Source organism: Enterobacter cloacae complex sp. P40C2 (assembly GCF_014930695.1).
Taxonomy (GTDB): domain Bacteria; phylum Pseudomonadota; class Gammaproteobacteria; order Enterobacterales; family Enterobacteriaceae; genus Enterobacter; species Enterobacter pasteurii.
In genome coordinates, this window is sequence record NZ_JADBRP010000001.1 from 867,822 (window position 1) to 880,343 (window position 12,522).

Here is a 12,522-nt window from a genome sequence, read left to right on the forward strand (position 1 = left end):
GCATCCACAAAAAAGCCTGCATAAGCAGGCTTTTTTATTTCTGGTTACCAGACAGGCATTTCATCCTGAAGGAACGGGTTATGTAACCGCTCATGGCCCAGCGTCGACATCGGACCGTGACCCGGAATAAACGTCACGTCATCGCCCAGCGGCAACAGCTTCTGCTTAATCGACTGAATCAGCTGACCGTGATCGCCGCGCGGGAAATCGCTGCGTCCTACGCCGCCTTTGAAAATCACGTCACCGGAAATCAGCAGCCGCGACTGGTCGTCAAAGAAGACGATATGGCCGGGCGTATGCCCGGGACAATGCAACACCTGTAAAGTCACATTCCCTACGTTAACGCGCTCACCTTCGTTCAGCCAGCGGTCAGGCGTCAACGGCTGACACTCGTCCAGGCCAAACATGCGGCTTTGGGCGGGTAACCCCTGCAGCCAGAACTCATCTTCTTTTTCCGGGCCGATAATCGGCACACCGTAGTGTTCAGCCAGTTCAGCCGCTGCCCCAACATGGTCGAGATGACCGTGGGTCAGTAAAATCTGTACCAGCGTCACGCCGCTGGCAGCGACTTCCTGCCTGATTGTCCCGGCGTCACCGCCGGGATCGACAAGCGCGGCCAGCCTGGTTTGTTCACACCAGATCAATGAACAGTTCTGTGAGAACGCGGTAACCGGAATAATACGATAGTTCATACTGCTCCTGTGTTTCGTTATTACCAGTGCCGAACCGGCCCGGTATCAATATGCACAAAGTTGCTACGTGGGTAGTATCCTACACCACCTGCGCGCATAGATAACGCCGCTTTGCGAATATTGGCTAACGAAACGCCTTCAATATGGAAATCCATCGCCTGCCCTTTCGTGTGGTAGCTTTTTTTCGCTACCCCACGGCTGTGGGCGCGCAGTTCATTGTTGGTGTCCAGAGAGCGGTAGCCAGAAATGAGCTGCACCGGCCTTTTGGTGCCCAGCAGGCCCTGCAGGCGGAAAAGCTGATCGAACAGTCCAGGGTCGATGGCTTTGATTTTATTCGCGCGGAAATCACGGAAAAAATGGTTGAGTCTTGCTAATTCATCCTGAATATAGCCTCTGCCATCGAAAAACTCCGCCTTAAGCGTCTCACCAGTATGCAGATTGTTGAGCGTTAAAATACGCGGACGAGGTGTCGAGAGGGTGGCAAATGCTGGCGTCGGAAGGATAGCCGCTGCGCCCAGCGCAACGCCACCTAACGCCAGCAATTTGCGGCGATTAGCGTCAAATTTGTCCATGATAATCAGGTCTACAGGTAAAAGAAATTGTCAATATGCTTAGCGCACGAAGGGCACCTTAACTGGCAAAGCCTGATACGTCAAGGCGCCCAACCCCAGCAAATACGCGGCCTGCAGCCAGATCGCCCCGTATTCACCATAACTTACGACAATCATTTTCCCCGAACTGCTTCATTTACCTGATTAATTGTTCCGCTTTTGGCAAAATTTGTGCGCCGGATCGCGCTGTCTGATCATAATTGTAAATATCTGTGCGGTACTGGGTGCGCCCGTCCGCGCCCACAAACGCGGTGAGATAATACAGGTTGACCGGAATATTGTGGCGGATATTGACGTAACGGGTGTCCCCCTGCTTGAGAGCATCGGAGATCCGCGTGTCGTTCCAGCCCGCATCCTGCAACAGCATATTCGCCAGCTCCGATGCCTTATTCACACGCACGCAGCCTGAGCTGAGCGCGCGGGCATCTTTCTGAAACAGGTTATGGTTCGGCGTATCATGCAGATAGATAGCGTCCGAACTTGGCATGTTGAATTTATAGCGCCCCAGCGAGTTATGCGCACCCGGCGCCTGCTGGAAACGGAACGGCAGGTTCGACGGCGTAATCGTTGACCAGTCAACCATCCACGGATCGATCGTCTCTTTGCTGTTCCAGCCGCGGATCACCGTATAGTTATGACGCTCAAGATAGCCAGGATCGTTCCAGACCTTAGGCAGAATATCCTTGCGCGCCAGCGTTGGCGGCACGTTCCACGGCGGGTTCACCACCACGTTATTCAGGGCGCTGCTCATCATCGGCGTTTTACGGTCAGGCCGTCCCACAATCACCCGGGAGGCCAGCACCTCGCTACCGTCCTGATAGTAGACCAGCGAATAAGCGGGAATGTTAACCATAATGCCGGTGGATAAGGTCCCCGGGAGCAGGCGCAGGCGCTGGATATTTAACGCCAGTACCCCAGCGCGCTGAGCAGGCGAGACGTTCAGCCAGTCGCGGGTGGATGGACCGATTACCCCGTCTGCGCCCAGCCCCTGCGCGGCCTGGAACTGCTTAACCGCCGCAACCAGTTCGCGATCGTAGGCGGCGGGTTTGTTGCTCAGCGCAGCGGCCTTTTTCTCTTTTACCGGGGCCGACGGGCTGACGACCGCGTTTTGCGTATCGTCGCCAGGCAGCGCAATCTTAGGACCGCTTTCGAGAATGCCGGAGCGTTTCATAATTTCGCGGATCGCCGGGACATCGCTGCTCCACTGCCCCGGACGAAGCGTGGTTGTCCCACGTACCTGAGGCCACGGGCGGGAATCCGCTACCAGCTCAAGCAGCGACTGATGCATGGTGGCATACTGCGGATGGGCAGGCGCCAGGCTTGCGATAAAGCGCGGCAGGTCACCGTTGTCCAGCGCCAGCTGCCACTGATTAATTACGGACAGCGCAGGAGTCGCCAGCCTGTACGGCTTATTGCTGTAGAGCCAGCGGTTACCGTTCACCGAAATGCCCGCCACAAACTGCAGGTAGCCCATCATGGCATCAGACAGCACCACGTCACGCGCCTGGCCGGTGACGGCGGGATCGGTGAGGAGTTCAACCCAGGCCGTGAACTGCGGCTGAAAACCTGCAATCGCCACTTCTGCCAGCTGCTGCTGGAAGGCGCGCACCGCATCCCGGTTTTCCCACATCGGTTTCATATCGCGCGCAGCGTACAGCAGCGTAAGCTGGTTGATATAGGCAGGAGTATAGCCCGCAGGCAGCCCGGTCATGAGCTGCTGGCGTAGTGATTCAGTATCGATGCCTTCCGGCAGCGGTTTAATGCCGGCCATAATGGCCGTCGCCGGAGACTGATCCAGCGGCTGTGACAGCGACGTCGGCTGCGCGCCCATCGTCGCAGAGCTGTCAGTCGGCACAATTTCAGGCTCGTCGGCCTGAGCGGTAAACAGTGGAGCAAACATCACTGTCAGGCACAAACTCAGCGCAGACAGCTGACGACCACGATTTTTCTTAAGCAACATCCCTTGCCCCCTGTTTTTACGACATGCCCAGTGTACTGGAGCTTTCCTTCAGTATAGAAAGGCATACACGCTGTTGCCTTACCTTATGTAAAGAAGTTTAAAGATAACGCAGCCCTGAACACAAGTTAAGTGAATAAAAAAAGCGGCGCATCAGCGCCGCCCTTTGTAATAACCCGCCTTAAGAAGCGTCAGCCGTGCCGGGTAATGATTCCGGAGGCTGCGGCGCGAAACCGCGCAGGCCGACGACGTGTACGTGTTCACTGTTCTGGAACACCTTACGCACCAGCTTATAGGTCGTGCCTTTTTCCGGGCTGATGTTTTCCGGCGCCGCAATGATGAGCTGCATATCAAGTCGATCGCAAAGCTCAAACAGCGTGGCGATGGAGCGGGCATCAAGACGCGCGGCTTCATCGAGGAACAGCAGACGGCATGGAGAGATGTCTTTACCGCGCAGACGACGCGCTTCATCTTCCCAGCTCTGCACCACCATCACCAGAATCGACATACCGGTACCGATCGCTTCACCGGTAGAGAGCGCACCGGATTCAGCGCGCAGCCAGCCGTCGGAGCCACGGTTAACCTCAACCTCCATCTCGAGATAGTTGCGGTAATCCAGCAGCTCTTCACCGATGGTTTGCGGGGTACGCTGGCCCATGTCAATCTGCGGATTCAGGCGCTGATACAGTTTCGCCAGCGCTTCGGAGAAGGTCAGGCGGTTACTGTTAAACAGATCCTGATGCTGCTCGTGCTGTTCAGACAGCACGTCCAGCAGCGTGGAGTGCGCTTCACGCACGTTCACGTTCAGCCGCACGCTGTTGACCTGGCCAAACGACACGCTTTGCAGGCCCTGGTTCAGCTGGCGGATACGGTTCTGCTCGCGCTGAATGGTTTTACGAATAATATTCGCCACGCTGCGGGAGCTGATAGCCAGCTTCTGCTCGCGGGAGGTCAGCTCTTCCGTCAGACGCCCCAGTTCGATCTCCATCTGCTCGATGGCTTCAACCGGATCGTCGGTGCGGATGATGTCCTGACGAATACGCTCGCGCAAGTGCTGATAAACCGCCACGAAGAACTGGATTTTGCGCTCGGGGCGCTTCGGATCTTCGGACATGCGCAGCACGTCGCGCAGGTGTTCGTTGTCCGCCACGGCCAGACGCAGCGCACCCAGCGCCTTATCCGACATAGAACGCAGCTCATCGGCTGACAGATACGCCAGCTCGCGACGGTGCAGACGACGTTCCACGTTATTGTCTTTCACCATACGCATCACCGCGCACCAGCCCGCCTTCGCGGTCACGACCTGTTCACGCATTTCGTGATAGTCGCGCTCCAGCTTGCGCAGGCGACGCGTCAGGTTGTCCATCTCCGCTTCACAGAAGGTCAGCGCTTTTTCCAGCTGATTACGACGCGCGCGGTTGTTGCTGAGCTGTGCATGCAGTTCATCGCGTCGGATACGGGCGCGCTCTTCCGCACCGCTGTCGGCGCGCACGCCGATGTCCTGAAGCTCTTTATGCAGGTCGTTTAGCAGCTCTTTCTTGGTGTCGAAGGAACTTTTCAACGATGCCATCACCTGGCTGTACTGGCTCAGCTGTGCGGCGTGAGTACGCATCGCCTCACGCGCGCGGGTACGTTCCGCTTCGGCCTGCTCAAGACGCTGGCGCAGCTTTTCATTGAGATCGCTGTTCCCGCTCAGCATTTCTGCTGAATCGGAGTAGCCGAAGTGCGCGCGACGTTGCACCACTTCCGTCAGGGCAAACGCCTGCTGACGCGCTTCGCGCTGCACCTGCTGTGACCAGGCATAATCTTCTTTTAACTGCTCAAACTGTTCCGGGTCGCTCTGGAGAACGGAGACCATCGGCTCCAGTTTTGCCAGCTGGTTGCCGTGCTGCTGCACAAAGCGCGCCGCTTCCTGCGCTTCGTCCAGGCGTTCCTGAATTTCATCCACGCGATCGGCGAGGGTATCGTCCGCCAGCAGGTTCAGGCGCGGCAGAATGCGGTTAAGCGCAGCTACGCCCTCTTTCGCCTGTTCGAACTGCACGCGGCTCTGCTGGTTGTCATTTTCATGGCTGGCCAGCGCGCGCTCCAGTTCACCACGGCGGGTGTTGAGCTTGCGAATTTCCGCTTCCGGATCGGGCTCAAAGGCCACGCCCAGATGGCTACCGATAAAGCGGCTGAACGCCTGATGCAGACGCTGCGTTTTCTGCACATCGAACGACAGCGTCGCAAAACGTTCAGAAAGCGTTTCACGCTCGGCGTGCAGGGTTTCAATACGGTTTTCACGCGCGGCGCGGCCAAACAGCGGCAGTTCCGGGAAGCGCGAGTAGCGCCACTGGCGATCGGCGATTTTCACCACCACCGCTTTTTCCAGCTCGTCTACGCTGAATACGCTGTCATCAAACGACTGCGGATCCCCTTCGATGAGGTAGAGATCTTCCGGGCAGTCCTCAAGCCCTGCGAGCTGCTCAGAAATCAGCGACAGGTCCGGCACCACAATCGCGTTACGGGACGGACCGTACAGCGCGGAGAAGTACGGCGCATCGTCCAGGCCGACGTCGTCGTAAATTTCAGACAGCAGCACGCCGCCGAAACGCTCGGCTAACGCATTCAGACGCGGATCCTCTGACCCGCCCGGCTGGCTTAAGCGCTCAATTTCTTCATCAACGTCACGCTTGCGCGCGCCCACTTCGTCACGCTCAACAATCGCTTCACGCTCGCGCTCCAGCAGCTGTTGCATGTATTCGGTGACGTCCTGGCTGGAGGTAAACTCCTGGCCACACTGCTCGCTGAGCTGATTCAGGCTGCTTTGCGCGGCCAGCCAGACTGGCGCACGTTGTAATAGCGCCTTCGAGCGGGACTGGAGCTGCTCAAGCTCCTGACGCAGCGTCATGCGCTGTTCGCTGGCATTCGAGACGGTATCGGACAGGGCCGCAATACGCGCTTCCAGCTCCTGATGCAGGGCTTCAAGCTCGTCGAAATCGTAATTTTTACCCTGACGCTTGCAGAAATCCGCCAGCAGACGTTCGGCTTCCTGCTGCTCGCGCAGGCGCTGTTCCAGCTCGTTCAGACGCATGCGCAGCGGCTGCACCTGCTCGGCCAGATGGCGCTGGTTCACGCCGTCGCGCAGCAATTCACGGGCAACGTCCCACGCTTCGTTACGCGCCAGCGGGCCGTTGATCGCCACCACCAGCTGGTACGCCTGCTCAAACTGGCTGTGCGCCGTCTGGGCCACGCTCATTTTCTGATCGAGGGAAAGCAGTTTTTCCGTGGCTTCCTGCTCTTTCGCCTGGAAGGTATCCAGCCATTCGTCGGCGCTTTCCGGGGTGAGATCGGGCAGATGGCAGAGCGCTTTTGCACGCTGCAACGCCTGCAGCGCCTGGTTGTACTGGATCGCGCGGGTCTGCTGCACGTCCAGCGCCTGCTGGTAGTCAGCGAGCTGGCTTTTCAGCTCATCCACTTCCAGCTCGGCGGCTTCGGCGCGGGCTTCGTTCTCTTCCTGCAAATCGGCGGCTTCCGCCACCACTTCATTTTGCTCTTCGAGACGAATTTGCAGCTCATCGAGATCCGCTTCGTAGCGCTCAATTTTTTCCTGCTGACGCAGCGCGGTTTGCACCAGGTTAAGGTGATCGCTGGCCGCCTGGTAATCGGCTTCCAGATCCCCTTCGGCGCCGTTGTGCTCGCCCAATTCACGCGCCATTTCGACGTGCTTATACTGCTCGGCCACCAGCTGTTTGCGGGAGGTAAACAGCTCGCGACGATACTCTAGCGCCTGATCGAGATGAATGCGGCGCTCGTTGGCGTGGCGCATATAGTCTGCCGCCACGTAGTTAGTGGCTTCGCTGATCAGGTGTTTAAACAGATCGCGGTCAGACTGCGTAACGCGAATCGCTTCCAGCGTCATGCGGTTTTCACGCAGCGCGGCTTCCATATCCTGGAAGGCCTTACGCACGCCGCTGTTTTCCGGCAGCAGGTAGTCGCGCAGGGAGCGGGTAATGGCGCTGGAGATACCGCCGTACAGGGAGGCTTCGATCAGGCGGTAGTATTTACTACGATCGGACGCGCTGCGCAGACGGCGGGCAACCACGCCCAGATCGAACATCAGGGAGTGGTAGTCGGTAATAGAGTTGAACTGCTTGAACTGAACGCCTTCAATGGCTTCGAGCTTGTCTTTCAGCTCCTGAAGCGTCAGGACGCGCGCCTGGCGTTCATTCAGGGTTTCCGTCAGCAGCGCGGTCGGCTGTACGGACGTTGGCAGCCCCTGAATCGCAAACGGCTTGATATCCACTTTACGATCGCGCCCGGCGACCTGTTGCAGACGAACCCCCACGACCACGCGCTGGTGACGGGAGTTGATCACGTCCAGCACCGAATAACAGACGCCCGCTTTCAGCTTACCGTGCAGACCTTTATCGCGGGAGCCGCTTGTCGCCCCCGCTTCGGTGGTGTTACGGAAGTGCAGTAGCGTCAGGTCAGGGATCAGCGCCGTAACGAAGGCCGCCATGGTGGTGGATTTACCCGCCCCGTTACCGCCGGAGAGCGTCGTCACCAGCTCATCCAGATCGAAGGTTCGGGCAAAGAAGCCGTTCCAGTTAATCAGCGTTAGTGAGCGAAATTTACCGCGTTCAATCATTACTCTTCCTCCCCGCTATCCGGCTGATTCTCTTCATGCTCGTCATTGAGCTGCAAATGGTTTTCCACCGGCATCGCCTCACCGTCACGGATCATACGCAGCTGCGCTTCGCGCGCATCGTCGCCGGCGCGCACGTCGGCGCCAAAGCGGAAGACCGATTCGGTAATGCGGAACTTGCTGCTGTCGTGGCCCATGAACCAGACCATTCCCAGACGGCGCAGACGGTTAAGGGAAGAGCGTACTTTTTCCTGTAATTTCTGACGGTCCAGATCGGACCCCGTCGAACGATTGTTCACCAGCTTGAGAAGCTTGCTTTCATCCGCCAGCGACAGCAGCTCATCGTAAAGCTCCTGCTGGGTGAAGATCCCCTCATTCGCCAGACGTTCCGGGCTGAGGTAGAGGTAGCAGAGAATTTTACCCACCATCATATCCAGCTCGGAAAGCACGGAACGGGGAATAAGCGTGGTCGAGCGCGGGCGCAGGTAGAAAAACCCTTCCGGCGCGCGGATAAGCTCAACGTTATAGCGAGCGTAAAACTCTTCCAGGTACTCCTGAAAGTCCATCAAAAAGGCGTGATTATCCAGCTCGTCAAGGCCAATGTGACGACCGGCACGCAGCTGGCTGTCCAGCGCCGGAAACAACGGATTCGCCAGCGCCTGTGCCAGCTTAACTGGCATCACTTGTTCAATATTTGTCAATGACATGCGCCTGTACCTTGGCTCCGTAATCGTTAATCGGCTGCCACTTCGGAGGCAGTCCGGTGAAATCGGCTTGTGCGATACCCAGGCGCACCGCCTGGTCTACAACAATGCGGGCAACGTCGAAGTGGCGCGCGCGCGGATACTGCGCCAGATAGTCGCGCACCACGAGGCCAAGATCCAGCGGCGCCTGTCTGGTTTTGTAGACAGCGAGCTGTTCTTCGATCATCGCCGCAAGCTGCTCGCGAATTTCGTTAAATTCTTCGTATTCCAGATCCGGCGGCAGTTCCCCGGTGACCTCTTCATCGCGCAGCGCCATCTCCTCGTCGCGCATATCCAGCAGACGATCGGCATTGGCGTAGGTCAGCGCCCATGGCGCATCGAAGTAGGTCTGTACCGACTGGCGCAGACGCTGGGCAAAGACGCGGTTTTTGTCCATATCGATGGCGGTACGGATAAATTTATGCACGTGACGGTCATAACCAATCCACAGATCGATCGACTGCTGGCCCCAGCTGATAATGCGGTCAAGCTTGCTCTGCAGATCGAACACCAGACGGTCGATAAAATGCAGATCGTCGTGCACCATCGTCGCGTCCTGGATGCGCAGCAGGTTGGCCTGAAGCTTGTCGCCTGCCGCCTCCAGCGTATCCTGCAGTTCGCGCAGCGTACCGGAGGTTTCTGACAGTAAAAGTTCACAGCTGGAGATAGCCGCGCGCCAGTCCTTATTCAGCAGCTGCGCAATATCATCCTTAACCTGCTGCTGCTGTTCGTCCATCAGACGCTGGGTCAGATCGATACTGTCAAAAATCTCGGCGACCGAGTATTTCAGGGGTGCGTACACGTTGCGATGCCAGTGGAATTCGTCACCGTTTTCATCGGCCGCGTCGGCGGCACGCTTCAGCTCCCCTGCAACGATAGAGAGCTGCATGGAGAGGCGCAGCGTGGAAAATTCGCGCTGGCGAATATAGTAATCGGTAATGCCGATGCCCAGTGGCGTCAGGCGATAGATAGCGTTTCCTTCCGCCTGCTCGCTGGTAAAGCGGTTCAGCAGACGTTGACGCACCATATCATTGATGGCGTTGTTGGCGCGCACGCTAATGGTTTCGCTGGTTTGCTCAAACGCATCACTGACGTGGCGGAACGCATCCACCAGTTCGCCTTCACTCATTTCGCCATCCAGGCGTTCGCCGTTTAGCGTCGCGACCGCCAGCAGGAAAGAGAGTCTGTCTACCGGCAGCGAGATGGAGAAATCATTTTTCCTGGCCCAGGCAACCAGTTCGGGGACTGTCTGGGAAAATTCACTCATAGATTATCCTTGCATCTGCGGCTTGCGCGCGGTGACGTGTATATAGCGGCCAAGGCTGAGATAAGGCTCCTGGCGGCAGTACCGCGTCTCTATTTCTGTTAAGGCGTCTAAACAGTCGTCCTGTTTTTGTTTATCACGCAGATAATCATGAAACACCCTCACGCCTGTTTTACCGGTAATTTCCCAACCGATCTCCTCCAGCCAGCCGTAGACCTGCTGCGGTTCACGTGGGAAATCCGGTGAAAGCGTGCGTCGTTTCTTTTTATACATGCCCTGCTGTACGTAGCCAAAATTGCCCACCAGCACGTTTCGCATCAGCAGGCCGTTGGCATTGTAAAACATCAGCGATAAGGCACCGCCCGGCCTCAGCATCGACCACAGCGTTTTTAACATCGCTTGCGGTTCAGCGACCCATTCGAGCACAGCATGAAACAATATCAGATCAACCTGCGTTTCCAAATGCTGCGGAATGTCCTGAGCGGCGCAATGTATAAAATGCATGTTGTCGCTCACACCTTTCTCTTCTGCCGCTCGCTCAGCGCGCGCCACCATCTCGGCAGAAAGATCGCACAGCGTGACGTGATGTCCCCGCTGCGCCATCAGGATCGCTGTCTGACCTTCCCCGCCACCGGCGTCCAGCACGCGCAACTGTCGGTCACCGAATTCGGCCAGCAGCTTGTCCAGATCCTGCCAGAGGATCGTCTGGCGAAGCTGACCTTTGGTGGTGCCATAAATGTTGCGCGAAAACTTTTCCGCGATGTCATCAAAATTGCGATCCCGCATTGGGAGGGTTCCACTCACTTACTGCAAAACCGCTATTTTGTCACACCCGCGCGGAGAATGAACCACTCTGGTGTAATATCACCGGAAATCGCCTGCTGTATGGTCAAAAAAGGAACCAAAAAGGATGCTTTTTACCCTAAAAAAATATATTGGAGGCATGATGCTTCCCCTACCCCTGCTGTTGATTATTATCGCGCTGGGGCTGGCACTGTTATGGTTTAGCCGGTTTCAGAAAAGCGGTAAATCCATCGTGACCGCGGGCTGGCTGGCGCTGCTGTTGCTCAGCCTGCAACCCGTCGCTGACGGTCTGTTACGCCCGATAGAAAACACCTACCCGACATGGCAGGGAAACCAGAAAGTGGGCTACATCGTGGTGCTGGGCGGTGGATATACGTGGGACCCGAACTGGGCCCCCAGCTCTAACCTGATCAACAATAGCCTGCCGCGTCTGAACGAGGGGATCCGCCTGTGGCTTGCCAATCCGGGATCGAAGATGATCTTCACGGGGGCTGCCGCAAAAACTAACCCGGTCAGCACCGCGGAAGCGGGTGCAAGAGTGGCTGAATCGCTTGGCGTGCCGCGTTCCGCCATCATTACCCTGGATAGCCCGAAGGATACCGAAGAGGAGGCGGCGGCGGTAAAACAGGCCATCGGCGACGTACCGTTCCTGCTGGTGACCTCTGCATCACACCTTCCACGCGCGATGATTTTCTTTGAGAAGCAAGGCCTGCATCCGCTGCCAGCCCCGGCAAACCAGCTGGCTATCGACGCGCCGCTTAATACGTGGGAACGGATTATCCCGTCTCCGGTATGGCTGATGCACAGCGACCGCGTCGGATACGAGTCGCTAGGCCGCCTCTGGCAGTGGCTCAAAGGGTCGTCAGGCAAGCCAGGGCAAGAGTGATTTTGCGGCAAGGTCGAAGCCGGCGCGATTAAATCGCCCGGTGTTGACCAGCTGCGCGACCTCATCCCACAGCAGATAGAGCCAGCGACGCCAGAGGAACGCTTCCGCAACGGGGGCGCGCTGAAGGTAGTGCCAGAGCAAATCTTCCGCCGCCCCGCCCTCGCTCAGCCTGAACAGCTCGTACTCACGCGGCGCCCAGAGCATGATGCCCGGCCCGAGCATCGCAAGAAGCTGGTCGCTGCGGGGATCTTTTAACATGCTGCGCAGCGTGAAGTTACCGTGCACCAGCACGCAGTTGTCGTTAAACCCCTCAAACAGCGTCGGCAGGCATTCCCGGGTGCGAAACAGAATGCGTTTGTCCTGCATCGTTAAGCCGGTGTTGTTGAACTGATTGAGCGTTCCCCACAGCACTTCAACGCGCTGGCGATACCACAGCGGCCAGAGGTTTTCCTGGGTGCTGTCTACCGCGCCAACCAGGCCGCGGCTGTCCTGCCGGTGCCAGGCAAGAAGAGCCTCAACAATCTGATCCTTCAGCTGTTCCCAGCGCTCAGGCGTACGCGCCGGGGCTTCAACAGAGACTCCGCGTAAACGCTCAATAAGCAGGACATCCGGCCCGGGATGCTCCTCGTGCGTCATCACGCCGTATACCGTGGGCATACGCACCGTTCCTTCCCGCGCCAGCATCGACATTTTCCACGCCAGCTGTCTGGCGACGCCCGGTGAGGTAAAGCTTCTGGCCATCAGCGGCATGGGGTGTCCCTGACTGTCATACAATGACCAGAGCGCGGTATCGGCCTTTTCATTCACGCATTCCACCCGACTTAGCTTTTCGCCAAGGAGATGGCTGAGTTCTGCACGCAGCTGTTCCATATGAGATTACCCCCATTAAGACTACTGCTTTTATAATGAGCGTGCGCGACCCGGATGTCACCCGGAAG

9 protein-coding genes are annotated in these 12,522 nt (G+C 57.5%); 1 reads left to right on the forward strand and 8 read right to left on the reverse strand.

From position 1 onward, the window contains the following. Positions 1–44: 44 nt before the first annotated feature. The 7 genes from IM304_RS04230 to cmoM all read right to left on the reverse strand — a co-directional run bounded on the left by IM304_RS04230 (position 45) and on the right by cmoM (position 10,680). Positions 45–692: an MBL fold metallo-hydrolase gene (locus tag IM304_RS04230; RefSeq protein ID WP_148421027.1), complete on the reverse strand. Its 648-nt coding sequence runs from the start codon at positions 690–692 to the stop codon at positions 45–47. A gap of 20 nt (positions 693–712) precedes the next feature. Then, on the reverse strand, positions 713–1,264 hold the full coding sequence (locus tag IM304_RS04235; RefSeq protein WP_176610717.1) for a YcbK family protein: 552 nt from the start codon (positions 1,262–1,264) through the stop codon (positions 713–715). Between the two features lie 175 nt (positions 1,265–1,439). Next, complete coding sequence (gene ldtD, locus IM304_RS04240) at positions 1,440–3,263, reverse strand: L,D-transpeptidase (RefSeq protein WP_193356372.1); 1,824 nt, start codon at positions 3,261–3,263, stop codon at positions 1,440–1,442. A gap of 178 nt (positions 3,264–3,441) precedes the next feature. Beyond that, on the reverse strand, positions 3,442–7,890 hold the full coding sequence (mukB, locus tag IM304_RS04245; protein ID WP_193356373.1) for a chromosome partition protein MukB: 4,449 nt from the start codon (positions 7,888–7,890) through the stop codon (positions 3,442–3,444). Next, positions 7,890–8,594, reverse strand: coding sequence for a chromosome partition protein MukE (gene mukE / locus IM304_RS04250; RefSeq protein ID WP_003858208.1), 705 nt, complete (start codon positions 8,592–8,594; stop codon positions 7,890–7,892). The genes mukB and mukE overlap by 1 nt, the downstream gene beginning before the upstream one ends. Then, complete coding sequence (mukF, locus tag IM304_RS04255; RefSeq protein WP_193356374.1) at positions 8,575–9,897, reverse strand: chromosome partition protein MukF; 1,323 nt, start codon at positions 9,895–9,897, stop codon at positions 8,575–8,577. Before mukF ends, mukE begins: the two co-directional genes overlap by 20 nt. Positions 9,898–9,900: 3 nt before the next feature. Continuing rightward, the gene (gene cmoM, locus IM304_RS04260) at positions 9,901–10,680 is read right to left on the reverse strand and encodes a tRNA uridine 5-oxyacetic acid(34) methyltransferase CmoM (protein ID WP_063449157.1); all 780 of its coding nucleotides are present in this window, start codon (positions 10,678–10,680) and stop codon (positions 9,901–9,903) included. Positions 10,681–10,804: 124 nt separating this feature from the next. Between cmoM and elyC the strand changes: the two genes are divergently transcribed. After that, on the forward strand, positions 10,805–11,584 hold the full coding sequence (elyC, locus tag IM304_RS04265) for an envelope biogenesis factor ElyC (RefSeq protein ID WP_148421036.1): 780 nt from the start codon (positions 10,805–10,807) through the stop codon (positions 11,582–11,584). Here elyC and IM304_RS04270 read toward each other — a convergent pair. Then, positions 11,561–12,454: a YcbJ family phosphotransferase gene (locus tag IM304_RS04270; protein ID WP_148421038.1), complete on the reverse strand. Its 894-nt coding sequence runs from the start codon at positions 12,452–12,454 to the stop codon at positions 11,561–11,563. The two genes, elyC and IM304_RS04270, sit on opposite strands and share 24 nt — an antisense overlap. Positions 12,455–12,522: the final 68 nt, after the last annotated feature.

Coding starts and splice junctions, on each gene's coding strand:
- IM304_RS04230 (WP_148421027.1), bottom strand. CDS start 692: ATGAACTATCGTATTATTCCGGTTACCGCGTTCTCACAGAACTGTTCA.
- IM304_RS04235 (WP_176610717.1), bottom strand. CDS start 1,264: ATGGACAAATTTGACGCTAATCGCCGCAAATTGCTGGCGTTAGGTGGC.
- ldtD (WP_193356372.1), bottom strand. CDS start 3,263: ATGTTGCTTAAGAAAAATCGTGGTCGTCAGCTGTCTGCGCTGAGTTTG.
- mukB (WP_193356373.1), bottom strand. CDS start 7,890: ATGATTGAACGCGGTAAATTTCGCTCACTAACGCTGATTAACTGGAAC.
- mukE (WP_003858208.1), bottom strand. CDS start 8,594: ATGTCATTGACAAATATTGAACAAGTGATGCCAGTTAAGCTGGCACAG.
- mukF (WP_193356374.1), bottom strand. CDS start 9,897: ATGAGTGAATTTTCCCAGACAGTCCCCGAACTGGTTGCCTGGGCCAGG.
- cmoM (WP_063449157.1), bottom strand. CDS start 10,680: ATGCGGGATCGCAATTTTGATGACATCGCGGAAAAGTTTTCGCGCAAC.
- elyC (WP_148421036.1), top strand. CDS start 10,805: ATGCTTTTTACCCTAAAAAAATATATTGGAGGCATGATGCTTCCCCTA.
- IM304_RS04270 (WP_148421038.1), bottom strand. CDS start 12,454: ATGGAACAGCTGCGTGCAGAACTCAGCCATCTCCTTGGCGAAAAGCTA.